Origin of the sequence: Pseudoduganella buxea (assembly GCF_009720835.1) — a bacterium.
Lineage (GTDB): Bacteria > Pseudomonadota > Gammaproteobacteria > Burkholderiales > Burkholderiaceae_D > Rugamonas > Rugamonas buxea.
Map to the genome: position 1 here is coordinate 1 of NZ_WNKZ01000057.1, position 22,318 is coordinate 22,318.

Sequence of the window (22,318 nt, forward strand, 5' to 3'; positions counted from 1 at the left end):
GTGTGGCTGGTCGTCCTCTCAGACCAGCTACTGATCGATGCCTTGGTAGGCCTTTACCCTACCAACTAGCTAATCAGATATCGGCCGCTCCAGGAGCACAAGGCCTTGCGGTCCCCTGCTTTCATCCTTAGATCGTATGCGGTATTAGCGTAACTTTCGCTACGTTATCCCCCACTCTTGGGTACGTTCCGATATATTACTCACCCGTTCGCCACTCGTCAGCGGAGCAAGCTCCCTGTTACCGTTCGACTTGCATGTGTAAAGCATGCCGCCAGCGTTCAATCTGAGCCAGGATCAAACTCTTCAGTTTAATCTCTGTTTTTCCGATACTGCTATCGGAGGTCACTCACTCAAGAATCTGACGTTCCTCTTTCGAGGTCACGTTAAATTACTTGTGCGAGCGTTTAATGCTATATTTTGAGCATCGAGACCGAAGTCTCGGGCACATCACATCAAACGCCCACACTTATCGACTGTTGATTGTTAAAGAATTCTTCGCTTTTCAGCGGCGCCGCTGGGCTTGCACCCTTGACAAATCGTTGTGTTTGTCAGCAGCAGAGAGGTGAGATTATGCGGTGTTTCGTGCAGCTCGTCAACCCCTCGTTTTCTACAACAGCGTAGTGTTTTTGTTCAGCCCCGCACTGCGGGCCTTCACTTCTTTCGCTACTACGCTGCAGCAGGGACAGAACTATAGCAAACACCTTGACAGGCCGCAAGCGCTTTTTTGACGCGGCCGGCCATCCTCCCCATCGCCCTTCCATTCCCGGCTTTCGCCACCCTGTCGCACATCCCTCGCCTGGTGGACAGTTTTACGTTAGGTTATCTACACTTGCCGCCTAACTAAGAGACTGAACCAGCATGTTCCCCACACCCAAAACACAAGAAACATTCAAGACCGTCCTGGCCTGGCTGCACCGGGGCTTCGACCGTACCGCCACGTGGGTGACGCAACTGTCGTGGTGGAAATTCTTCCTGTTCGCGGCGCTGGCCCTGATTGCCGCCTCCATCCTGCAGGAAGAGCTGTTCTCGCCCAGTGTTGACGAAGAAACGGAGATGCAGTCGCACAAGCGGGGCAAGTCCGGCGCGGACGACCCGAATATCGTTATCGACGACAGTGGCATCCGTTTCAATACGCGCGGCGGCAAGCTGCGCAAGGAAACGCCGGCCGTGCCGGAAGCGCCCGAAGCGCCCGAAGCGCCCGAAGCGCCCGAAGCCCCGGAAGTCCCGGAAGCGCCCGAAGCACCCGAGGCGTCCGAAGCGCCGGAGGCCCCGGAGGCGCCACCGCTGCCGGAAGTGCCCGAATCGCCCCCCGAGAAATCAGGCAAGCCGGCCAAATCGGCGTCCGCCGTGACGACCCTGCCTGGCGAGGAAGTGCATATCGAGTTGCCACCGCAGATCGGCGAAGAACTGTCGAACGCGCTGGAAAAAGCGGTGGACAATGCCGCCGAGGAAAAGGTATCGCGCTACCACGAGCAGGCCTCGACGTGGTTCAAGAGCTTCGTGTCGCTGCTCGTGCTGACCTTGTTCGGGATGAAAGCCCTGATGGGCGGCAAGAAGAAGGCGGAGGCGGAAACCCAGTCGGCCAATGCCGCGGCTGAGCGCGAATCGATGCAGCGCCAGCTGTCCGAAGCAAAAATGCAGATGATGCAGGCCCAGGTCGAACCCCATTTCCTGTTCAACACCCTGGCCTCCGTCGAACACCTGATCGAAACGGACCCGCCCCGCGCGTCGGCCATGCAGCGCAGCCTGATCAAGTACCTGCGCGCCGTGCTGCCGCAAATGCGCGACAACACCTTGATTACCAACCTGGGCCGCGAGGCCGACATGGTGGTGGCCTACCTGGCCCTGTTGAAGATGCGGATGGAGGAACGCCTGACCATCGACTTCAATATTCCCGACGGCCTGCGCAGCGCCGCCTTTCCGCCGATGATGCTGCAGTCGATGGTGGAAAACGCCATCAAGCATGGCCTGGAAGGCAAGCCCGAAGGCGGCACCTTGCGCGTACGCGCGGAAGTGGCGCACAGCAAGCTGCGTGTCATCGTCGCCGACGACGGTCTGGGCTTCGGCGCCAAGCCCAGCGACGGCACGGGCCTGGGCCTGCTGACCATCCGCGAGCGGCTCAAGCTGCTGCACGGCGACCAGGGGCAGTTGCATATCGAGCCGAACACGCCCAGCGGCGTCATCGCCACGATCGAGGTGCCTTATCAGTTGTCGCAACAGGCGCCGAAATGAAGAGATTGCACGCGGCGCCGATTCGTTGAATAATTGGCACCCATTGCCCTCTTCTACCCGCGACCATGCCCACTGCGATACTAGCCGACGATGAACGTTTGATGCGCGACCAGCTGCGCATGCGCCTGGGCCAGGTATGGCCCGAGCTGGAGATCATCGGCGAGGCCAAGAACGGCGACGAGGCCATTACGCTCGTGGACGAACTCAAGCCCGACTTCACTTTCCTCGACATCCGCATGCCCGGCAAGACGGGCATGGAAGCGGCGGCCGCCATCGGCGGGCGCAGCCACGTCGTCTTCGTCACGGCCTACGACGCCTATGCCGTCGAGGCCTTCGAGCGGGGCGCTGTCGACTATGTGCTCAAGCCACCCGAGCAGGAGCGCCTGAAGATCACGGCCGAGCGCCTGAAGGAACGCCTGGCCAGGCCGGCGGGCGACGTCAACGCCAGCGTCACGGCGATGCTGTCGCAACTGGCGGAGAAGATCGCCACGCCCAAGCCGAAATTCCTGCAGTGGATCCAGGCCAGCATCGGTCAGGACCTGCGCATGATTCCCGTCGAGGAAATCCTGTTCTTCCGCTCGGATGAAAAATACACCTGCGTACAAACGGAAAAATTCGAGGCCCTGATCCGCAAGCCCGTGCGCGACCTGGCCGAGGAACTCGACCCATCGCTGTTCTGGCAGATCCACCGCGCCACCCTTGTCAATGTCAACGCGATCGAAGGCGTCACGCGCGATATCCGCGGCCGTCACCTGGTGATGATCAAGGGCCGGCCCGACAAGCTTGAAGTCAGCCGCAGCTTCCTCCATCTGTTCAAGCAGATGTAGCCGTCCCAGGGTGGCCTGAGCCATATCAAGCAACCGGACACTCAGCTGTATTACGGTCTTTGATACGGTAGCCGGACGGCGACCGAAGGAGACCCGATGCGACCAACCCCCATCCTGCTGGGCGGTGCGCTGTTGCTGGCGGCAAGGCTGGCCTGGCGCAGCGCCGCCTGCCCCGCCACCCCGGCGGAACAACACGATGCCGACGCCCGCGCCCAGCTGGCGGGCCGGCGCGCGACCGATTACGCCCTGGAAAATATCCGCGAGGAAGAACGCGCCCATATCGCGCGCGAGCTGCACGACGACCTCGGCCAGTTGCTGGCCACCTTGCGTGTCGACATGAGCCTGCTGATGCAGCAACCGGTGGCGAACGACGCCACGCGCGAGCTGCTCACGGGCATGGACGGCCGCCTGCTGTCGGCCATCACGTCGCTGCGCCGCATCGCCAGCAACCTGCGGCCCCGTGCGCTCGACGAAGGGGGCCTGTACTTCGCGCTGCAATCGCTGCGCCACGATTTCCAGCAGCGCCACGGCGTGAACTGCGTGCTGGAGGCACAGGAAAACGAACTGGTGCTGAACGACCGCTGCAGCACCGCCATCTTCCGCATCGTGCAGGAATCGCTGACGAACATAGCCCGCCATGCCGGGGCGCACAATGTGCGCATCGCGCTGCGCCGGGCCCGCGGCCTGCTGCGCATCACCATCGAGGACGACGGCCGCGGCATCGCCCAGTCCGATATGGAGAAGCCGGCCTCGTTCGGCCTGCTCGGCATGCGCGAGCGGGTGTGGGCCATCCGCGGCGACATCACCATCAGCGGCGGCCCGCGCGGCACCCGCATAGAAATCCAGCTGCCACTACCGGAGTGAATCATGAGCATCGATACACTGCCCGTTTCAACGGAGCGCAAGCAAAAACGCCTTGTAAGTGGCGGCGGGCCGCCCTACGATGAAGGCATGCAGAAACGCGTGGAGAAACTGGAGGAAGATGTGGCCACGATCAAGGCCGACCTGGCCGTGATCAAGGCTACGTACGCCACCAAGACCGATATCGCCGATGCAAAGGTTGCCATCATCATGTGGGTCGTCACGGCCGTATTCCTGGCGCAATTGCTGCCCACCGTGCTGAAGATCTACCTGCCGGCCTGACCGTAGCGAATCGGCGAATGAAAAAAGCCGCCGGCTTGCGCCAGGCGGCTTTTGCTTGAATCACGATCGTGCGGTGCCTGCGGCGCCGCAGCCGATCAGAAGGTGTGGCGCACGCCCAGGTTGAAGGCCGCGTCGCCGCTGCCCGCCTCGTTGTTGTTACCCACCGTGTAGCCGGCACCGTTCTTGTTCTTGATCTTGGCGTAGGCGACATAGGCGCTGGTGCGCTTGGACAGCGAGTACGAATAGCCCACGGCCCACTGGTGCGCGTCCTGGTTGTTCACCGTCTTGTCGTTCTTGTTCATCCACGACGCCATCACGGTGCCGTTGCCGACCGGCGCCGTGAGACCGACCAGCGCGTCGTTGCTGTCCGTCGACGGACGTGGTGGCGTGCGCAGGCCGAAGGCGTTGGCGACCGGAATCGGGGAGCTGTTCAGGCCCTTGTCCCATTCGTAGGCGGCGAACAGCTTGACGACCTTGAAGTCATAGTTGGCGGCCAGCAGCGTGTTCTTGCCGTCGTCGCGGTTGATGGCGGCAGCCGTGCCCGTGGCGGCGACATCGTTGTTGCGGTTATTGTGCACCAGGCGCACGTTCAGGCCGAAGCCGGTGTAATTGAAGCCGATGGCGTACTGGCGGCCGGCCGTGTTGTCGCCGGACTGCTCGCCCAGCGCGTACAGGCCGTCCACGGAGAAGCCGGACCAGCTCGGCGTCGTGTAGACGATGGCATTGCTGACGCGGGTATTGACGCCGCCGGCCGGGAACAGGTTCTTGATATTGCCTGCATAGCCGGCGCCGAACGGGTCGGCCACCTGGCTCATGGCGTTGTACAGGGGGTTGTACTGGCGGCCCAGGGTCAAGGTACCCAGCGACTTGCTTTTCAGGCCGACGAAGGCCTGGCGGTTGAACAGGGCACTGCTGGAGTTGTCCAGCGAACCGTCATCGAGGCGGAAACCCGTTTCCAGGGTGAAGATGGCCGACAGGTCGCCGCCCAGGTCTTCCACGCCACGGAAACCGATGCGCGACTGGCTGCCGATGCCGCTGGTCAGCTTGGTCACGTCACCCGCAGCGCCGCCCGTTTCACGGACGATGCCGGCATCGACGATACCGTAGATCGTGACATTCGATTGCGCGTGGGCGGTCAGTGCTGCGAAGCTGCCGGCGAAAATTGCGGCCAGGGTAAGTTTTTTCACTTGATGTTCTCTTATTGAAGTTTCGGATTGTGGCGCCGGCTTGCAGCCGGGGACGCCGTGGATCTACCGCGACGTATCTTGCCTTCCAAATACTTCAACAATATGACACCAACAACTTGTTGCTGCGTTACAACAACAGTTACGATTTACTTCAGGCGGGCCGTCAGCAGCCAGTAGTGCTCGGAGCGGCGCACGCGGATCTCGCGCGCGGCGTTGCCCAGCTTCTTGCGCAGGTAGCTGTCGGTCGGGAAATTCTTGACGATCTCGACCCGCTCGCCCGCCATCATGCGCTGCTGGTGGGTATTGCCTTCCAGGTCGGTACGGGCGATCACCGTCGTCAAGCCTTCGACATAGCATTCGTCCACCAGCACCAGCAGCACATCCTTGCCCAGCTTCGCGCGCAGCTGCGCCAGGTGCTTTTCCTGCTCTTCCCGCTTCACATGGGACCACCACAAACCGGCGAACACGGCCGTGTACTCGCCGATATCGGCGGGCAGGTCGAAGGCATCGGCCTGGCCGAAGGTGACGTTGTCCGGCAGGCCATGCGCCTCGGCCCGGGCCAGCACTTCGGAGCTGATATCGGTGGCATGCACCGCATCGGCCGTCTCGGCGATGATGCGGGTCCAGTAGCCCGTGCCGCAGGCCAGTTCCAGCACCGTGTGGCCTGCCAGCACGTCGGCCACGCGGGCCGCGACGGCGGCCAGGTCGTCCTGGCACGCGGGTTCGTCATACGCAGCGTCCAGCTGGTCCGCGTTGACGACAAAAAATTTCTTCAGCAATTCGTGATTCATGGATTACAGCTCGTAGTTCTCGTGTTCGCCCCGCATGGCCTGTTCGATCAGCTTGCGGTTCAGGGTCGGGGCCAGCAGTTCAATAAAGGTATAAATATAGGAGCGCAGGTAGGCGCCCTGCTTGACGGCCACTCTCGACACATTCATGCCGAACAGGTGGCCGACAGGAATGGCGCGCAGGTTGCGGTCCCGCTCGGGGTCGAAGGCCATGCCGGCAATGATGCCAACGCCCATGCCCAGTTCGACATAAGTCTTGATGACGTCCGCGTCGATGGCTTCCAGCAGCACGTCCGGTTTCAGCCCGCGCAGCGAGAACGCGTGGTCGATCTTGCTGCGCCCGGCAAACGCGCCGTCGTAGGTAATCAGGGGAAAGGCGGCGATTTCCTCCAGCGACACGGACTTCGTCTTCAACAGCGGGTGGTCGGGCGCCACCACCACCACGTGCTCCCACTGGTAGCACGGCAGGGTCACCAGCCCGTCGATGCCGGCGATGGATTCCGTGGCGATGGCCAGGTCGGCCTGGTCGCGCTGCACCATTTCGGCGATCTGGCGGGGATTGCCTTGCAATAAAGACAAGCGCACCTTGGGGAACTTCACCATGAAGGCCTGCACCACCTTCGGCAAGGTGTAGCGGGCCTGGGTGTGCGTGGTGGCGATGGTGAAGCTGCCGCTGTCCTGGGCCGCGTATTCCTTGCCGATCCGTTTCAGGCTGTCGATTTCCTGCATGATCAGCTCGACGGACTCCAGCACCAGGCGGCCCGGCTCCGTCAGGCCGCGGATGCGCTTGCCGTGGCGGGTAAAGATATCCACGCCCAACTCTTCTTCCAGTTCGATGATGGCCTTCGACACACCCGGCTGCGAAGTGAACAATGCCTTGGCGGCATCGGTCAGGTTGTAATTCTGCCGTACGGCTTCCCGTACGAATCTCAGTTGGTGAAGGTTCATTGATTTCCCGGCTATAGAGCCGCTATTTTACGCGCAAGCTTATGCCACATACGCATATAAGCAAATAAAGACTAAGTCGTTTGGAATAAAGCAGCAGTTTATTACCATAGCGATACTTTGGGGAAGCCTTCACGCCCCGTCGCGAACTTAGGACCGACATGTACCAATACGATCAATACGACCATCTCATCGTGCGCGAGCGCATCGCCCAGTACCGCGACCAGGTACAGCGCCGCCTCGGCGGCGAGCTGACGGAGGAAGAATTCCTGCCGCTGCGCCTGCAAAACGGCCTGTACATGCAGCGCCATGCCTACATGCTGCGCATTGCCGTGCCCTACGGCCTGCTGTCGTCCAAGCAGATGCGCATGTTCGCCCATATCGCCCGCAAATATGACCGGGGCTACGGCCACTTCACCACGCGTCAGAACATCCAGTTCAACTGGATCGAGCTGGAACAGACGCCGGACATCCTCGCCGACCTGGCCTCGGTCGAGATGCACGCCATCCAGACTTCGGGCAACTGCATCCGTAACGTCACCTCCGACGAATTCGCCGGCGTGGCCGCGGACGAGATCATCGACCCGCGCCCGTATGCCGAAGTGCTGCGCCAGTGGTCGACCTTCCACCCCGAGTTCATCGCCCTGCCCCGCAAGTTCAAGGTGGCGATCAACGGCGCAGTCGAAGACCGTGCCGCGATCGCCGTGCACGATATCGGCCTGACGGTGGTTCGCAACGAGGCCGGCGAGATCGGCTTCAAGGTCATGGTCGGCGGCGGCATGGGCCGCACCCCGATCCTGGGCAGCGTGATCCGTGAGTTCCTGCCCCGCGAGCACCTGCTGACGTACACGGAAGCGATCATGCGCGTGTATAACCAGTACGGCCGCCGCGACAACAAATACAAGGCGCGCATCAAGATCCTCTTGAAAGCCATCGGCGTCGAGGACTTCGCCCGCCAGGTCGAGGAGGAATGGGCCGACCTGAAGGACGGCGCCGAGACGCTGACCCTGGAAGAGATGGAACGCATCATCGCCTACTTCCAGCCGCACGCCTACGAGACGCTGCCGGCCGTCGATCCGCTGGCCGGCCATGAGGACAACAAGGCCTTCGCCAACTGGGTCAAGCGCAACGTCAAGCCGCACAAGGTGCCCGGCTACGCGGCCGTCGTGCTGTCGCTTAAGAAAACCGGCGTGCCGCCGGGCGACGCCACGGCAGAACAGATGGACTACATGGCCGACCTGGCCGACCGCTACAGCTTCGCCGAACTGCGCGTCACGCACGAGCAGAACATCGTGCTGGCCGACGTCCAGCAGGGCCAGTTGTTCAAGCTGTGGTCCGAGATCAAGTCGCACGGCCTGGCCACGCCCAATATCGGCCTGCTGACGGACATGATCTGCTGCCCGGGCGGCGACTTCTGCTCGCTGGCCAATGCGAAATCGATCCCGATCGCCGCGGCCATCGCCGAGCGCTTCGACCATATCGATTTCCTGCACGATATCGGCGAGATCGAACTGAACATGAGCGGCTGCATCAACGCCTGCGGCCACCACCACGTCGGCCATATCGGCATCCTCGGGGTCGACAAGGACGGCAGCGAATGGTACCAGGTGTCGATCGGCGGAGCCCAGGGCAACCATTCCGCCATCGGCAAGATCATCGGACCGTCGTTCTCGGCCCAGCAGATGCCTGAGGTGATCAACCGCCTGCTGCAGGTGTACGTGCGCGAGCGCACGCCGGACGAGCGCTTCGTCGACACGGCCCAGCGCCTCGGTATCGCCCCGTTCAAAGAATATGTTTATGCCACGCCGATCGATACCGCGGGACGCCTGGTTGGAGAAGACGAATATGCCTGACCAGAATACCCAACGCATCATCAAGGGCCAAGCCATCGTGGCCGACGACTGGACCGTGCTGCGCCTGGCTGAAGGCCAGGAAGCGGCCACCGTGGAAGTCCCGGCCGGCAAGGTCATCGTGCCGCTCAGGACGTGGCAGTCGCAGAAGGATGCGCTGGCGGCCCGCCCGGAAATCGGCGTGTGGCTGGCCTCCGACGAGCGCCCTGAGGAACTGAAGGACGAGCTGCACAAGTTCGCCGTCATCGCCGTCGATTTCCCCAAGTTCACGGACGGGCGCGGCTACTCGATCGCCTACAACCTGCGCACCCGCCTGGGCTACCAGGGCGAGCTGCGCGCCATCGGCGACGTGCTGCGCGACCAGCTGTTCCAGATGAAGCGGGTCGGCTTCGACGCCTATGCGACGCGCCCGGACCGCAGCATCGAGGACGCGCTGAAGGGCCTGACGGTGTTTTCCGAGACCTACCAGGCCTCCGTCGACGAGCGCCAGCCGCTGTTCCGCCGCCATCTGCGCACGGCCACGGCACAGGGCGAACACAAAGACGTCGGCGCCGGCATCTGAGGAGCAGTCCATGAGCAAGCTCGAAACGCTGGTCGCCGGCACCACGGCGACACTGGAACGCATTGCCCGCGACTTCACGCCCGCCGTGTTCGCGTCCAGCCTGGCCGCCGAAGACATGGTGCTGACGGACCTGATCCTGAAGAACCGCCTGCCGATCGTTATTTTTTCTCTGGAGACGGGCCGCCTGCACAAGGAAACCCTGGCGATGCTGGACAAGGTCAAGGAACACTACGGCTACGACATCGCCCTGTTCCGCCCGGAGCCGCAGGCAGTGGACCAGTACGTGGCGCAGAACGGCCTGAACGCCTTCTACGACAGCGTGGAAATGCGGCGCGAGTGCTGCCGCATCCGCAAGGTCGAGCCCCTGGGACGCGCACTGGCCGGCAACAAGGCCTGGATCACGGGCCAGCGCCGCGCGCAGTCGAACACCCGTTCCAGCCTGGCCGTGCACGAAGACGACCCGGCCCACCTGATGGACAAGTTCAACCCGCTGGCCGACTGGGATGAAGCCCACGTGTGGGAATACCTGCGCGCCAACGCCGTTCCCGTCAACGCACTGCACGAGCAGGGCTTTCCGTCGATCGGCTGCGAACCGTGCACCCGCGCCATCGAGCCGGGAGAAGACGTGCGCGCCGGCCGCTGGTGGTGGGAGAACCCCGAGTCCAAGGAGTGCGGCCTGCACGTGGTGGACGGCAAACTCATTCGCATCAAATCCGTGGCGGCCTGAGACCCGCGCCGCGACAACGAAAGAACATACATGAATGCTCTGGCAGACAAACAAGGTGCTGGCATCAACGGCATCAGCATGGAAGTGAACGCGCGCCACCTGGACGCGCTGGAATCGGAAGCCATCCACATCCTGCGCGAAGTCGCGGCCGAATGCAGCAATCCGGCCCTGCTGTTCTCGGGCGGGAAGGATTCCGTGGTGCTTCTGCGCCTGGCCGAAAAGGCCTTCCGCCCCGGTAAATTTCCCTTCCCGCTGGTGCACGTCGACACGGGCCACAACTTCCCGGAAGTGATCGAGTTCCGCGACCGCCGCGTGGCCGAACTGGGTGAGCGCCTGATCGTCGGCTCCGTCGAGGAATCGATCCGCAAGGGCACCGTGCGCCTGCGTAACCCGGCCACCGACTCGCGCAATGCCGCGCAGGCCGTGACCCTGCTGGAGACGATCGCCGAACACGGCTTCGACGCCTGCATCGGCGGCGCCCGCCGCGACGAGGAAAAGGCCCGCGCCAAGGAACGCATCTTCTCCTTCCGCGACGAATTCGGCCAGTGGGACCCGAAGGCCCAGCGCCCCGAACTGTGGGACCTGTATAACACCCGCGTGCACCCGGGCGAGAACATGCGCGTCTTCCCCATCTCGAACTGGACGGAGCTGGACGTGTGGCAGTACATCGCCCGCGAGAAGCTGGCCCTGCCCCAGATCTACTTCGCCCACGAACGCCAGGTCATTCCCCGCAACGGCCTGCTGGTGCCGTTGACCGACCTGACGCCGGCGCGCGAAGGCGAAACCGTCGAAACGCAGGTGGTGCGCTTCCGCACCGTCGGCGACATCTCGTGCACCTGCCCCGTGTCGTCCGACGCGGCCGACGTGACGGCAATCATCGCCGAGACGGCCATCACCCAGGTGACGGAACGGGGCGCCACGCGGATGGACGACCAGACCTCCGAAGCCTCGATGGAAAAACGCAAGAAAGCCGGATACTTCTGATGAACGCCATGACCAACGAACTCAATCGCCCACAGCAGGACGCTTCCTCGGGCCTGCTCCGCTTCATCACCGCCGGCTCCGTCGACGACGGCAAGAGCACCCTGATCGGCCGCCTGCTGTTCGACAGCAAGGGCATCTTCGCCGACCAGCTGGCCGCCGTCTCGCGCGCCAAGCACAAACGCACGGTGGGCGACACCATCGACCTGTCGCTGCTGACGGATGGCCTGGAAGCGGAACGCGAGCAGGGCATCACGATCGACGTGGCCTACCGCTACTTCGCCACGCCCAAGCGCAAGTTCATCATCGCCGACACGCCGGGCCACGAGCAGTACACGCGCAACATGGTGACGGGCGCCTCGACGGCCGACGCCGTCATCATCCTGGTGGACGTGTCGAAGGTGAAGCTGCGCGAGGACGGCGGCGTAGACCTCCTGATCCAGACCAAGCGCCATTCGACGATCGCCCACCTGCTGCAGATCGAGCACGTGGTCGTCGCCGTCAACAAGATGGACCTGGTCGACTACGACCAGGAAGTGTACGAGCGCATCGTCAAGGCCTACCGCGAATTCGCCCAGACCCTGGGCCTGAAGGACATCACGGCCATTCCGCTGTCGGCCCTCTCCGGCGACAACGTCGTGGAACGCGGCGACAAGCTGGGCTGGTACGAAGGCCCGACCCTGATCGAGCTGCTCGAATCGCTGACCGTCTACGACGAGGCGCACAATGCGCCGCTGCGCTTCCCCGTGCAGCTGGTGGCGCGCCATAACGGCCACGAGGCGAACGACTTCCGCGGCTACATGGGCCGCATCGAATCGGGCAAGGTGTCCGTGGGCGACCAGCTGGTGGTGCAGCCTTCCGGCCACGGTGCCACCGTCAAGGAAATCGTCACGTTCGACGGCTCTCTGCCGACGGCCAGTGCCGGCCAGTCCGTGACGATCGTGCTGAACGAATATGTCGACGTCTCGCGCGGCGACGTGCTGTCGTCCGCCGCGCAGCCGGCCACGCTGCTGAAACAGGTCAGTGCCGACGTCTGCTGGCTGTCCGAGGAACCGCTCGACTTGCGCCGCAAGTACTGGCTCAAGCACGGCACCAAGCAGACCGCCGCCAAGGTGACGAAGATCGACTCGATCCTTGACATCAACACCCAGCAGCGGCACGATGCGGATGCGCTGAAGCTGAACGACGTGGCACGCATTGCCTTGAGCGTCCAGCAGCCGCTGGCGGCCGATGCCTATGACGATATCCGTGCCACCGGCGCCTTCATCCTGATCGATGAAGTCACGCACCAGACGGTGGCCGCGGGGATGATCCGCCTGGCTGCCGCGTAAAACGGCAAAACGCTCGAACGGGCAAAAGGCGGCGGAGAATCGATGGCAGTCGGAAAAGTCTACCTGGTGGGTGCCGGTCCCGGCGCCCAGGACCTGATCACCGTGCGCGGTGCCCGCCTGCTGGGCGAAGCCGATGTGGTGCTGTACGACGCCCTCGTCATCCCGGAAATGCTGGACCTGTGCCGCCAGGCCGTCTTGATCCCCGTCGGCAAGCGCGCCGGCCAGCGGTCGGCCGACCAGAACGCCATCAACGCACAGCTGGTCGCCTGCGCCCAGCAGTACCAGCGGGTGGTGCGCCTCAAAGGGGGCGACCCGATGCTGTTCGGCCGCGCCGACGAGGAACTGACGGCGCTCGAGGCGCTCGGCATCGATGTCGAAGTCGTCCCCGGCATCACCACGGCAATGGCCGCGGCGGCGGCGACGAAGCAGCCGCTGACGAAACGGGGCGTGGCCCGCAACGTCGCCTTCTTCACCTCCAGCACGGCGCCCGGCCATCCGGAAGAGACGGCAATTCCCTCCACCGACACCCTGGTGCAGTACATGGGCGGGCGCGAGGCCATCGCCACGGCCCAGCGCCTGCTCGACCAGGGCCGCCGGCCGGAAACGCCCGTCATCGTCATCGAAAACGTCAGCCGGCCCGACCAGCTGATCAGCCGCATCACCCTGGCCACCCTGGCCCACGGCCTGCAACCCCGCCACGGTCCCGTGCTCGTGATGCTCGGCGAGGCCATGGCGGCACGCGCCCACCAGCCATTGTAGCGACCTCCGCGGCGCTGCCCAGCGGCATTGCTTCGTATAATCTGGACATATAAACAGAAGGTGCGGGCATCGATCCGCGCCAGAGATACGAAAGAGCGCCATGCACGCCGATCCCTTTTCACCGCGGGAGGAATCCGACCGTCCCGACATGCCCGAAGACGGCGATTTCTCCGACATGCTCAGCGAGATGCGCATCCTGCTGCCGGGTGCCCAGATGCTGTCGGCCTTCCTGATCGTGCTGCCGTTTAACGGCGGCTTCCGCCAGATCGTGCAGACGGAAAAATACGTCTTCCTCGCGACGTTCTTCTTTGCCCTGGCCAGCCTGATCCTGCTGAGCGCACCGGCCGTGCAGCACCGCATCATGCGCCCGCTGAAGGACCGCGAACGCTTCAAGACCTTCGCCACGCGGCAGATCGTCGCGGGGGCGTTCGCACTCGGCATCGCGCTGGTGCTGGGCACCAACCTGGTGATTTCGGAGGTGTTCGGCGCCACCGTCGGCTTGATTGCCGGCGGCGTGATGGGGACCATCGTGGTGGTGATGTGGTGGCTGCTGCCGTTCTGGATCAAGCGGCAGACACCGATCTAGCGCGCAAAAAAAACCGGTGCGCCCTCGCGGGCGGCACCGGCTTTTGACGCAGCGGGTGGCTTACGACGTCATGCGCGCCCAGCCGTGACGCACGGCGTCCTTGAACTTCTCCCACGTCGACTGCGGGTAGTGGCTTTCCCAGTTGCTGCGCAGGGTCGACTCCGAATCCTCCCACGAGCGGCCGCGATAGCTGTCGCTGCCGGCCATCGTGGCGCCGTAGCGGTAGGCCGGCGCGTAGTCGTCGAAACTGGCGCCCAGGTTGGCGTAGTTCGAGCTCCAGTGGGTGCGGTAGTACTCGTCGTCATCCGAGCTGCCCAGCTGCTCGACGTCGACCTGGGTGCTGCGCACCGTGTCGCTGATCTGGTCGGTGCGCTGCGACACTTCCTTGCCCACCACGACTTCCTCGACGACGCGGGCGGTCTTCTGCACCACGGCTTCCTCGGCGCTTTCACGCAGTTCGAACGAGCTGTCCTTGAAGGCGCCCACCTGGGACGGGTCGATCTGGCGATCCACCGGACGACGCTCGACATGCACGTGTTCCTCGCGCAGGCTGACGCTTTCCTGCACCGGCGTCTCCACCAGGCGTTGGTAGATGCGCACGCCGCCGCGCTGCACCATGCGCTTGCCCACCTTCAGCTCTTCCTGCATCACGGGAATGACCTGCGACTCGGTATCGGCACGCTGCAGCGAGCCCGTATCGGCCAGGCCCTGGCGCGAAGCCTGCAGGTCGAGATTCTGGCCCTGCAGGCTGGAACCCTGGTTCTGCAGGTCCGCGCTCTGGCGCGAAGCCGACAGGCCCGCACTCGGTGCCGAGGCCTGGGCGCCGGTCCAGCCGCCCGCATGCCACTGCGACTTGTACTCGTCGATGTCGATCGGGCCGAAGGCTTCGACGATGTCGGCGGCCCGTTCCACTTCGTCCTGCGTGGCCGTCTGCACGGTCAGCACGACATTGCCGCGGTTGACGGCTTCGCCGTAGACGACACGCTCGTCGTCATCGTCGCCGAACAGGTTGGAGAAGAAGTGCTTGATGCTGTCGCCGATCGAGTCGTCGTGCGTGGAGGCGGTGGTGCTGGCGCTGGTGCCGGTGGTGGCAGTGCCGGCGGCGCCGGCGTTGAGCTGAATGGAATCGGCACCGATGCCCGACTTGACCAGTTCGTCGCGGGCGTGCTCGGCGTCGGCGCGGTTGTCAAATACGGCTGCTAGGGTATGGCTCATGATCTTCCTCCTGTTTGCAACGGGTTTTGGAGATCGCCCGCAGGGCCTTCGTCGAACGCTTCGATGCGCACGTCTTCAGTCCTGAGCGGAACGGTCTGGCGGTGTTCATGCTGCTTGCGTACCCTGGTGATGTGCAGCTCTTCGCGGATACGGTAGCGCTTTTCGATCACCAGGATTTCTTCCAGGACGGGGACCACCAGCACGTCGCCCTCATAGCGCGACGGCGGCGCTTCGGCCACCACGCGGTCCACCGGCACGCGGCGCACGTCCACCTCCTCCTGCCACAGCGTCTCCCGGACTTCCTCGGGATGCTCGGTGACGGATTTACTGACACGCACGCCCCGCCCCGTATCGACGACGCGGGTGGTGACTTCCACTTCCTCGCGGCTGACCGGGACGGTAACGGTGCCGGCGTCGGTGCCGGCGTCGGCACCGGTTGCTGCGCTGGGTTCCTGGCTCTTGTTCATGAGACAAGACTGTACGGACTCTCGGCTCAGGGCGGCGCCACCTTGCCTGAATGCTACTAATGCCGGCCGGGCGGCTGGCTGGCCGGTGCCACGGCGCGTTAAAATACGTCCTTTGCACGCGACTGAGAGCGGTATGGGACAAGCACACGAAGTATTGGAACGGGCCCGCAAGGCACGTCTGGAAAACCGGTTCGAGGACGCCCTGCGCGACCACCTGTGGTTCCACGAAAACGCGCTGGCGGTGGAGCCGGGCCTGGCCGGCGTGCGGCTGTCGTTCGCGCTGCGCGACTGGATCTACCTGGCCGAGCAGTTTCCGCTGGCGCGCCGCGCGCTGCAGGGCCTGCGCGACCGCGACACGGGCCGCCTGCTGAGCGGCGCGCCCGGCCGCGACCTGTTCCGCGACATCGCCGCCATCAACAGCGCGCTGGGCGAGGAACGCGCCACCCATGAGCTGTTCGTCCAGCTCGACCTGCAGCTGCCCGACCTGGCGCGCCAGTGCTTCGACATGGCCCTGCCGGCGCTGGTGGCGGCGGAAGACTTCGCGCTGGCGCGGCGCTACCTGTCCGAGCCGATGGAGCGCGTGCGTGCGCTGGCGGCGCACCTGAACGGCTACACGGAGCAGCTGGCGAAAAGCGGCAATACGTCGTCGGCCCCGGCGCTGCTGGCGACGGTGCTGAACTACACGAAGGAAGTGCGCATGCTGGCGCTGGTGCTGGCGCGCCAGGGCGAGGACGAGCTGGCCGACCAGGTCACGGCCGCCGCGCTGGACACGCTCGCATCGGCCGCCGTGCGCGACGCCGTGCAGCGCGAATTCGACCAGCCCGGCACGACGATTGCGGCGATGGTGGCGCACGCGCGGGCAAGCGAGAACGGGACGGCGGCATGATGAACGACGCCGAAGCGCAGGTGATGGATGCGCTGCACCGCGCAAGCCAGGCGCAACAGGCCGGCGAGCATGCCGCCGCCTTGCGCGAACTCCTGTTCATTCATACCGACTGCGGTCACGACGACCGGGGAGCGAACCACCTGCGCGGTTTCGCTTTGCACGAATGGGGGCGCCTTGCTGAAGCCTACCCCCCGGCGCGCGAGGCACTGATTGCCGCGCGCGACGAGGAACTGCGCCGCCTGCTCGCCGGCGAAACCTCGTCGCGCAGCTTCGGCGACGACTACGACGCTCCGCGCTGGCTCGAGGTGGCGAGCATGAACCGTGCACTGGGCGATCTGGCATCGACTGCTCGCACCTTCGTCACCCTGGTGGACATCTTGCCCGAGGTCGCGAGCCGCTTTAGCCGTATCGCCCTTCCCGCCCTGATTGCCCAGGGCGACTTCGCGCTGGCCGCGCGCTTCCTGCCAGACCCGCTGGCGATGGCCGACCATCTGAACGCCTACGCGACCGAACTGCCCCTGCTGCCGGCGCCGGGCGAGGCGCCCAGGCTGGCGGCTGAACTGACGGGCTATGTGAACGATGTGGCGATGGCTGGCACCATCCTGGCCGGCGTAGACCGCGCCGACGAGGCCGCGACGCTGCGCGCGGCCGCACTAGCCGCCCTGACTGATCCTTCGCTGCGCGCCATGGCGCAACGGGAACTCGACGAACCCGGCACCATCACCCGCACGCTGGTCGATCACCAGATGGCGGCCGAAATGGCACGGCAGCCCTAGTTCAACCGGCCGTGTCGATCACGCGGCCGCTCCACGCACCGCCCGAGCGCCCCGCCAGCAGCAGGCATTCCCCGGCCCCGGGGGCGGCAACCACCAGCCGGCCCTTTTCATCCCACACGGTGCTGCGTCCCGCGCAGTGCCAGCCGCCCGAGGGGCCGCCGTGATTGGCCATCAGCACGGGCATCGCGTGCGCTGCCGCATGGCCCTGCAGCAGGGCCGCATCATTGTCATAACCGTTGACCGATACCAGCACGCTGGCAGCATACACGTGGGCGCCCGCGTGCGCCGCTGCCAGGGCATGGGCCGGCTGGCCGAAATCGGCGCAGACGGCCAGCGCGATGGCGGCGCCTGCGACGTCCAGCATCGTACCGCCCTGCCCCGCCGCAAACGCCGATTCCTCGCCATCGTGCAGGTACTGCTTGGTGTAGACGGCCGTCGTGCCATCCGGCCGGAACGTCAACGCGGCGATCAGCGGCAGGCCGCCGTCATTGACCAGCGGCGCACCGGCATTGATGACGATGTTGTGGGCGGCGGCAGCTTCGCGCAGCGGCGCCAGGCATGCGTCGTCCGGGCGCAGCGCAAGCTCGCCGGCCAGTTCGGGCTCATAGCCCGTCAGCGACAGTTCGGGGAACAGGATCAGTTTCGCGCCCTTGCCGGCAGCCAGAGCGGCCAGCGCCACATGGCGCGCCACATTGGCCGCGATATCGCCCTTGATGACGACCGTCTGCGCGGCCGCCAAGGTGGGCAGATCGGGCAGCGCCGTCACTGGCTTGCCAGCGCGCCGATGCAGTAGTCGCCGATGGCCTGCAGCACGGCGGCGTTCTCGCCGGCCGCCTCGGCCACGCGGACCGACAGGCCCGGGTGCGCCAGCCGCAGCTCGTCCACCATCAGCGGCAGGTCGCGCAGCACGTGGCCACCCTGGCCCAGGAACACGGGCACGACGGTCAGCTGCGTGACGCCCTGCGCCACCAGCTGCGCCGCCCGTTCCGGCAGGCGCGGTTCCATCAGTTCCAGGAAGGCCAGCGAAACGTCCACGTCCGGCGTGCGCGCGGCGACCAGCTCGCGCAGCCGCTCGAACGGCGCGGCCCAGCTGGCGGCGCGGGCGCCGTGCGCGAACAGGACCAGCGCCTGCTTGGTTTTTTCTGCATTCATGTCAGTGTCGCTCCACCCAATATAGTGTGCCGATGGCCAGCAGCAGGAAGATCACGCTGGGCATGGCGGCCGTGACGAAGGCCGGCAGTGTGGACAGCACCCCCAGGTGGGAGAACAGCGTGTTCACCAGCAGGAAGCCGACGCCGATCATGATGCCGATGAAGATCTTCAGCGAGACGCCGCCGCTGCGCATGTGCAGGTAGGCGAACGGCAGCGCCAGCGCCATCAGTACGAAGATGGCCAGCGGATCGATCAGCTTCTTCCAGAAGGCGATCTTGAAGCGCTCCGTCTGCTGGCGGTTTTCCTGCAGGTGGCGGGTATAGACGGCCAGCTCGTTGGCCGACATGCGTTCCGGGTCCGATGCCGAAACGGACAGGATCTTCGGCGTGATTTCCGACACCAGGTCCTTGGTGGCATGCTGGGTCGTGCTGACCACGCCGCTCTCCTGGGCGAAGTTGTTCTGCGCCGTGGCCTCGCCCTTGAGCAGGGCCGGGTTGCTGAAGTGGTTTTCCGTCACGTCATACAGGCGCCATACATTGTCGCCCTGGTAAGTGCCAGTCTTGGCGACAGTGAGCGTGCGCATGCGGAAGCTGTTATCGAACTCGTACAGCTTGACGCCGATGAGGCGCCCGTCCGGCAGCACCTCGCGCACGTTGAAGAAGCGCGAGCCGAGGACGTCGCCTTTCAGGCCGTCGCTCTTGATGATGTCCTTGGTCCACAGGCCCGAGCGGAATTCGGCCGACACCGTGGTGCCGCGCCCCGTCAGGTGCAGCCTTTCGGCCATCAGCGCCGTGCGCGGGGCAATCAGCTCGCCGAAGATGAAGGTGATCGCCACCAGCACGATGCCGATCTTGAACAGCATCCAGGCGGCCGTGCGGGTGGACATGCCGGCCGCGCGCATGATGGTGAATTCCGACGTCGAAGCGAACTGCGCCATCGTGTAGATGGTGCCGATCAGCGCGGCCACCGGCATCACTTCGTAGACGTGCTGGGGAATCATCACCAGCACGTACAGCACTGCGTGCTGCATGCCGTAGCCGTTCTTGCCCACGCCGGGCATCTCGCCCGTCAGGTCCATGAAACCGAGCAGGCCGAGGAAGGCGAGCAGCACGAAGCCGACGGCCTGGAAGATGGAGACGGCGAAATATCGTTGCAGGACGCTCATCATGCGCCTCCCTTGCGGCGGCGCATGCCCGCCAGCAGCGCGCGCGGATGGTAGCGGTGGTTCACGTTCAGGCGCCACGCGAACATGACCAGCACCGTCACGGCCATCAGCAGGTGCAGCGGCCACCACGCCCACTCGAAGGCGAACCTGCCATGGCGCACGCTGGCCTCGAACATCTTGACCGTGTTGTTATAGGTGAAGAAGATCAGCAGGGCGATGATCAGGTTGGTCGAACTGCCGGCGCGGGGATTGACGAAGCCCATCGGGATGGCCAGCAGCATCAGCAGGGTGCAGGTGATGGGCAGCGAAATGCGCCACAGGATCTCGGCGCGCGCCGCGTTGGTCGGCAGCGCGAACAGCTCCAGCGTGGGGATGGCGTTGACCTCGCGCTTTGGGTCGAACTCCTGCGCCTGCTGGGCCACGCGCATGCTGTAGCTGCCGAACTCCATGGTCTGGAAGTCGGCCTGGCCCGGCGTACCCTGGTAGCGCCGGCCGTTCTTCAGCACCAGGTAGCGGTAGCCATTTGGCGCCGTCTCGATCACGCCTTCCTTGGCGACGATGACGGAGGTGCCGCGCTCGTCCACCTGGTTGACGAAGACGTTCTGCACCGAGGCCGTCTGGCCTGCATTGCCCTCGACGAAGAAGATACGGTTGTTCGACGACGATTCCTTGAACTGGCCGGGCGAGACCTTCTGCAGGTCCTCGCGCTTGGCGAAGCGTTCGACATATTCCGAGCTTTTCTGCTTGGCCCACGGCGTGGCGTAGAAGGCCAGCAGGCCCGTGGCCAGGATGATGGGCAGGCCGAAGGTCATCACGGGGGCGATCCACTTCGTCAGGCTCTGGCCGGACGCGAACCACACCACCATCTCGGAATCGCGGTAGCTGCGCGTGACGACCATCAGCACCGAAATAAAACTGGTCAGTATCAGGATGGTGGGCAGATAATTGAGCGATGCGAAGCCGATCAGCGCCACCACGTCGGACGAAGCGACCTTGCCGCCGGCAGCCTTGCCGAGGATGGAAATCAGGGTCCAGGTGACGATGATGGTAAACAGCACCGTGAAGGTCGCCCCCGCGGAGCTGGCCAGCTCGCGCCTCAGGGCACGTTGAAAGATCATTCGAAGTTTATAATTCGCTTAGCAAGTTAAGATACAGCGGTTACTGCGGTCACTGCGTCTACCCGACACGGTCACGCGCAAAGCCGCATCGGCACACCTACGGAGAACCCAATGGACTTTAGCATAAAAGCATTCGACACAAAAAACACCATCACGTCGGCCAAGACCGGCTGTGTCGCAGTTGCTGTTTTCGAAAACAAGAAGCTCTCGCAAGCGGCCCAGTCCCTCGACGGCAGCGGTGAAATCACGGCCGCACTGAAGTCCGGCGACATCAGCGGCAAGCCCGGTTCGACCTTGCTGCTGCGCGGCGTGACGGGCGTGGCGGCCGAGCGCGTGCTGCTGGTCGGCCTGGGCAACGTGGAAGGCGTGACGGAGAAAAGCTTCGCCAGCGCCGTCCAGGGCGCCGTCAAGGTGTTCTCCACCCTGGGCGCGACGGATGCCATTATCGCACTACCGATGACGGAAGTGAAAGAGCGCGACGTCAACTGGGCGATCCGCACCGTGGTGCAGGCCGCGCGCGACAGCATCTACCGCAGCGACGCGCAGAAGTCGAAGAAGGACCCGGCCCCGGCCGGCGTGCGCAAGCTGGCCCTGGCCGTGCCGAACGGCGCCGCCACCAAGCTTGCGCTGGCACAGGCCATCGCCATCGCCAACGGCATGCAGCTGACGAAGGACCTGGGCAACCTGTCGGCCAATGTCTGCACCCCGACCTACCTGGCCGAGACGGCCAAGAAGCTGGGCAAGGACTACAAGTTCGCCGTGGAAGTATTGGAGCGCAAGCAGCTCGAGGCGCTGAAGATGGGCAGCTTCCTGTCCGTCACGAACGGCAGCGAGCAGCCGCCCAAGTTCATCGTCATGAAGCACATGGGCGGCAAGCCGAAGGACGCGCCGGTGGTGCTGGTCGGCAAGGGCATCACCTTCGACACGGGCGGCATCTCGATCAAGCCGGGTCCCGGCATGGACGAGATGAAATACGATATGTGCGGCGCCGCGTCCGTGCTGGGCACCTTCCGCGCCATCGGCGAAATGGGCCTGAAGCTCAACGTCATCGGCATCGTGGCGGCCTGCGAGAACATGCCGTCCGGCCGGGCCACAAAACCGGGTGACATCGTCACGTCGATGAACGGCCTGACCATCGAAGTGCTGAACACCGATGCCGAAGGCCGCCTGGTGCTGTGCGACGCGCTGACCTATGCCGAGCGCTTCAACCCCGCCGCCGTGATCGATGTCGCCACCCTGACGGGCGCCTGCATCGTCGCGCTGGGCCACCACCACAGCGGCGTGTTCACCCGCGACGACGACCAGCACAACGCGCTGGCCGAGGAGCTGGCCAGCGCCGGCCGCCAGACGGGCGACACGACGTGGCGCCTGCCGATCGGCGAGCAGTACAACGAGCAGCTGAAATCGAACTTCGCCGACCTGGCCAATATCGGTTCGCCCGGCGGCGCCTCGTGCACTGCCGCGGCCTTCCTGGAAAACTTCACACGCAAGTACCCTTGGATCCACGTCGACATCGCCGGCACCGCGTGGAAGTCGGGCGCGGCCAAGGGCGCCACGGGCCGTCCCGTGCCACTTCTGACGAGCTTCCTGATCAACCGCACGTAATCGTCGTCGCGGCGCC

23 protein-coding genes and 1 rRNA gene are annotated in these 22,318 nt (G+C 64.6%); 14 read left to right on the top strand and 10 right to left on the bottom strand.

All coding sequences use genetic code 11. From position 1 onward, the window contains the following. Positions 1-310: ribosomal RNA gene (locus tag GM672_RS18045) — 16S ribosomal RNA — on the bottom strand; the annotation flags it as partial. A gap of 548 nt (positions 311-858) precedes the next feature. Here GM672_RS18045 and GM672_RS18050 point away from each other — a divergent pair. The 4 genes from GM672_RS18050 to GM672_RS18065 all read left to right on the top strand — a co-directional run bounded on the left by GM672_RS18050 (position 859) and on the right by GM672_RS18065 (position 4,202). Next, on the top strand, positions 859-2,232 hold the full coding sequence (locus GM672_RS18050) for a sensor histidine kinase (protein ID WP_155471926.1): 1,374 nt from the start codon (positions 859-861) through the stop codon (positions 2,230-2,232). 65 nt (positions 2,233-2,297) lie between these two features. Then, complete coding sequence (locus tag GM672_RS18055; RefSeq protein WP_155471927.1) at positions 2,298-3,059, top strand: LytR/AlgR family response regulator transcription factor; 762 nt, start codon at positions 2,298-2,300, stop codon at positions 3,057-3,059. 96 nt (positions 3,060-3,155) lie between these two features. Next, a complete protein-coding gene (locus GM672_RS18060; RefSeq protein WP_155471928.1) occupies positions 3,156-3,923 on the top strand; it encodes a sensor histidine kinase in 768 nt (255 codons plus the stop codon). A 3-nt stretch (positions 3,924-3,926) separates the two neighbouring features. Next, positions 3,927-4,202, top strand: coding sequence for a hypothetical protein (locus GM672_RS18065; RefSeq protein ID WP_155471929.1), 276 nt, complete (start codon positions 3,927-3,929; stop codon positions 4,200-4,202). Positions 4,203-4,297: 95 nt separating this feature from the next. Here the strand turns inward: GM672_RS18065 and GM672_RS18070 are convergent, their stop codons facing one another. The 3 genes from GM672_RS18070 to GM672_RS18080 form a co-directional block, all read right to left on the bottom strand. Beyond that, positions 4,298-5,389: a porin gene (locus GM672_RS18070; protein ID WP_229427769.1), complete on the bottom strand. Its 1,092-nt coding sequence runs from the start codon at positions 5,387-5,389 to the stop codon at positions 4,298-4,300. A gap of 146 nt (positions 5,390-5,535) precedes the next feature. After that, positions 5,536-6,180, bottom strand: coding sequence for a class I SAM-dependent methyltransferase (locus GM672_RS18075; RefSeq protein WP_155471930.1), 645 nt, complete (start codon positions 6,178-6,180; stop codon positions 5,536-5,538). Between the two features lie 3 nt (positions 6,181-6,183). Continuing rightward, a complete protein-coding gene (locus GM672_RS18080; RefSeq protein WP_155471931.1) occupies positions 6,184-7,125 on the bottom strand; it encodes a CysB family HTH-type transcriptional regulator in 942 nt (313 codons plus the stop codon). A gap of 158 nt (positions 7,126-7,283) precedes the next feature. On the opposite strand from GM672_RS18080, the gene GM672_RS18085 reads away from it, so the two are divergent. The 7 genes from GM672_RS18085 (at position 7,284) to GM672_RS18115 (ending at position 13,918) form a co-directional block, all read left to right on the top strand. Continuing rightward, a complete protein-coding gene (locus GM672_RS18085; protein WP_155471932.1) occupies positions 7,284-8,975 on the top strand; it encodes a nitrite/sulfite reductase in 1,692 nt (563 codons plus the stop codon). Beyond that, on the top strand, positions 8,968-9,534 hold the full coding sequence (locus GM672_RS18090; RefSeq protein ID WP_155471933.1) for a DUF934 domain-containing protein: 567 nt from the start codon (positions 8,968-8,970) through the stop codon (positions 9,532-9,534). Before GM672_RS18085 ends, GM672_RS18090 begins: the two co-directional genes overlap by 8 nt. Before the next feature lie 10 nt (positions 9,535-9,544). Next, entirely contained in the window at positions 9,545-10,261 is a 717-nt protein-coding gene (locus GM672_RS18095; protein ID WP_155471934.1) for a phosphoadenylyl-sulfate reductase, read from the top strand. Between the two features lie 78 nt (positions 10,262-10,339). Further along, positions 10,340-11,245, top strand: a complete 906-nt coding sequence (gene cysD / locus GM672_RS18100) for a sulfate adenylyltransferase subunit CysD (protein WP_155471956.1) — start codon at positions 10,340-10,342, stop codon at positions 11,243-11,245. Further along, positions 11,245-12,573, top strand: a complete 1,329-nt coding sequence (locus GM672_RS18105; RefSeq protein WP_155471935.1) for a sulfate adenylyltransferase subunit 1 — start codon at positions 11,245-11,247, stop codon at positions 12,571-12,573. Before cysD ends, GM672_RS18105 begins: the two co-directional genes overlap by 1 nt. Positions 12,574-12,615: 42 nt before the next feature. After that, on the top strand, positions 12,616-13,332 hold the full coding sequence (gene cobA / locus GM672_RS18110; protein ID WP_155471936.1) for a uroporphyrinogen-III C-methyltransferase: 717 nt from the start codon (positions 12,616-12,618) through the stop codon (positions 13,330-13,332). A 148-nt stretch (positions 13,333-13,480) separates the two neighbouring features. Beyond that, the gene (locus GM672_RS18115; protein ID WP_229417800.1) at positions 13,481-13,918 is read left to right on the top strand and encodes a DUF6328 family protein; all 438 of its coding nucleotides are present in this window, start codon (positions 13,481-13,483) and stop codon (positions 13,916-13,918) included. Positions 13,919-13,978: 60 nt separating this feature from the next. On the opposite strand, the gene GM672_RS18120 is transcribed toward GM672_RS18115, so the two are convergent. Continuing rightward, the gene (locus GM672_RS18120; RefSeq protein ID WP_155471938.1) at positions 13,979-15,133 is read right to left on the bottom strand and encodes a YsnF/AvaK domain-containing protein; all 1,155 of its coding nucleotides are present in this window, start codon (positions 15,131-15,133) and stop codon (positions 13,979-13,981) included. Beyond that, entirely contained in the window at positions 15,130-15,600 is a 471-nt protein-coding gene (locus tag GM672_RS18125) for a YsnF/AvaK domain-containing protein (RefSeq protein WP_155471939.1), read from the bottom strand. Before GM672_RS18125 ends, GM672_RS18120 begins: the two co-directional genes overlap by 4 nt. Before the next feature lie 133 nt (positions 15,601-15,733). Between GM672_RS18125 and GM672_RS18130 the strand changes: the two genes are divergently transcribed. Together GM672_RS18130 and GM672_RS18135 are read left to right on the top strand one after the other, a co-directional pair. Then, positions 15,734-16,486, top strand: coding sequence for a hypothetical protein (locus GM672_RS18130; RefSeq protein ID WP_155471940.1), 753 nt, complete (start codon positions 15,734-15,736; stop codon positions 16,484-16,486). Further along, on the top strand, positions 16,483-17,262 hold the full coding sequence (locus GM672_RS18135; protein WP_155471941.1) for a hypothetical protein: 780 nt from the start codon (positions 16,483-16,485) through the stop codon (positions 17,260-17,262). Before GM672_RS18130 ends, GM672_RS18135 begins: the two co-directional genes overlap by 4 nt. A 1-nt stretch (position 17,263) precedes the next feature. On the opposite strand, the gene GM672_RS18140 is transcribed toward GM672_RS18135, so the two are convergent. From GM672_RS18140 to lptF, 4 genes are read right to left on the bottom strand one after another with little or no spacing between them, the layout of a single operon-like run. Next, a complete protein-coding gene (locus GM672_RS18140; RefSeq protein ID WP_170300126.1) occupies positions 17,264-18,028 on the bottom strand; it encodes a carbon-nitrogen hydrolase family protein in 765 nt (254 codons plus the stop codon). Continuing rightward, the gene (locus tag GM672_RS18145) at positions 18,025-18,414 is read right to left on the bottom strand and encodes a sirohydrochlorin chelatase (protein WP_155471943.1); all 390 of its coding nucleotides are present in this window, start codon (positions 18,412-18,414) and stop codon (positions 18,025-18,027) included. Before GM672_RS18145 ends, GM672_RS18140 begins: the two co-directional genes overlap by 4 nt. Before the next feature lies 1 nt (position 18,415). Further along, positions 18,416-19,579, bottom strand: coding sequence for an LPS export ABC transporter permease LptG (gene lptG, locus GM672_RS18150; RefSeq protein WP_155471957.1), 1,164 nt, complete (start codon positions 19,577-19,579; stop codon positions 18,416-18,418). Further along, a complete protein-coding gene (lptF, locus tag GM672_RS18155) occupies positions 19,579-20,697 on the bottom strand; it encodes an LPS export ABC transporter permease LptF (protein WP_155471944.1) in 1,119 nt (372 codons plus the stop codon). Before lptF ends, lptG begins: the two co-directional genes overlap by 1 nt. 111 nt (positions 20,698-20,808) lie before the next feature. Between lptF and GM672_RS18160 the strand changes: the two genes are divergently transcribed. Continuing rightward, positions 20,809-22,302, top strand: a complete 1,494-nt coding sequence (locus tag GM672_RS18160; protein ID WP_155471945.1) for a leucyl aminopeptidase — start codon at positions 20,809-20,811, stop codon at positions 22,300-22,302. Positions 22,303-22,318: the final 16 nt, after the last annotated feature.

What these genes read in the sequence shown, in the direction of transcription:
- GM672_RS18050 (WP_155471926.1), top strand. Translation starts at nt 859, where the DNA reads ATGTTCCCCACACCCAAAACACAAGAAACATTCAAGACCGTCCTGGCC.
- GM672_RS18055 (WP_155471927.1), top strand. Translation starts at nt 2,298, where the DNA reads ATGCCCACTGCGATACTAGCCGACGATGAACGTTTGATGCGCGACCAG.
- GM672_RS18060 (WP_155471928.1), top strand. Translation starts at nt 3,156, where the DNA reads ATGCGACCAACCCCCATCCTGCTGGGCGGTGCGCTGTTGCTGGCGGCA.
- GM672_RS18065 (WP_155471929.1), top strand. Translation starts at nt 3,927, where the DNA reads ATGAGCATCGATACACTGCCCGTTTCAACGGAGCGCAAGCAAAAACGC.
- GM672_RS18075 (WP_155471930.1), bottom strand. Translation starts at nt 6,180, where the DNA reads ATGAATCACGAATTGCTGAAGAAATTTTTTGTCGTCAACGCGGACCAG.
- GM672_RS18080 (WP_155471931.1), bottom strand. Translation starts at nt 7,125, where the DNA reads ATGAACCTTCACCAACTGAGATTCGTACGGGAAGCCGTACGGCAGAAT.
- GM672_RS18085 (WP_155471932.1), top strand. Translation starts at nt 7,284, where the DNA reads ATGTACCAATACGATCAATACGACCATCTCATCGTGCGCGAGCGCATC.
- GM672_RS18090 (WP_155471933.1), top strand. Translation starts at nt 8,968, where the DNA reads ATGCCTGACCAGAATACCCAACGCATCATCAAGGGCCAAGCCATCGTG.
- GM672_RS18095 (WP_155471934.1), top strand. Translation starts at nt 9,545, where the DNA reads ATGAGCAAGCTCGAAACGCTGGTCGCCGGCACCACGGCGACACTGGAA.
- cysD (WP_155471956.1), top strand. Translation starts at nt 10,340, where the DNA reads ATGGAAGTGAACGCGCGCCACCTGGACGCGCTGGAATCGGAAGCCATC.
- GM672_RS18105 (WP_155471935.1), top strand. Translation starts at nt 11,245, where the DNA reads ATGAACGCCATGACCAACGAACTCAATCGCCCACAGCAGGACGCTTCC.
- cobA (WP_155471936.1), top strand. Translation starts at nt 12,616, where the DNA reads ATGGCAGTCGGAAAAGTCTACCTGGTGGGTGCCGGTCCCGGCGCCCAG.
- GM672_RS18115 (WP_229417800.1), top strand. Translation starts at nt 13,481, where the DNA reads ATGCCCGAAGACGGCGATTTCTCCGACATGCTCAGCGAGATGCGCATC.
- GM672_RS18120 (WP_155471938.1), bottom strand. Translation starts at nt 15,133, where the DNA reads ATGAGCCATACCCTAGCAGCCGTATTTGACAACCGCGCCGACGCCGAG.
- GM672_RS18125 (WP_155471939.1), bottom strand. Translation starts at nt 15,600, where the DNA reads ATGAACAAGAGCCAGGAACCCAGCGCAGCAACCGGTGCCGACGCCGGC.
- GM672_RS18130 (WP_155471940.1), top strand. Translation starts at nt 15,734, where the DNA reads ATGGGACAAGCACACGAAGTATTGGAACGGGCCCGCAAGGCACGTCTG.
- GM672_RS18135 (WP_155471941.1), top strand. Translation starts at nt 16,483, where the DNA reads ATGATGAACGACGCCGAAGCGCAGGTGATGGATGCGCTGCACCGCGCA.
- GM672_RS18145 (WP_155471943.1), bottom strand. Translation starts at nt 18,414, where the DNA reads ATGAATGCAGAAAAAACCAAGCAGGCGCTGGTCCTGTTCGCGCACGGC.
- lptG (WP_155471957.1), bottom strand. Translation starts at nt 19,579, where the DNA reads ATGAGCGTCCTGCAACGATATTTCGCCGTCTCCATCTTCCAGGCCGTC.
- lptF (WP_155471944.1), bottom strand. Translation starts at nt 20,697, where the DNA reads ATGATCTTTCAACGTGCCCTGAGGCGCGAGCTGGCCAGCTCCGCGGGG.
- GM672_RS18160 (WP_155471945.1), top strand. Translation starts at nt 20,809, where the DNA reads ATGGACTTTAGCATAAAAGCATTCGACACAAAAAACACCATCACGTCG.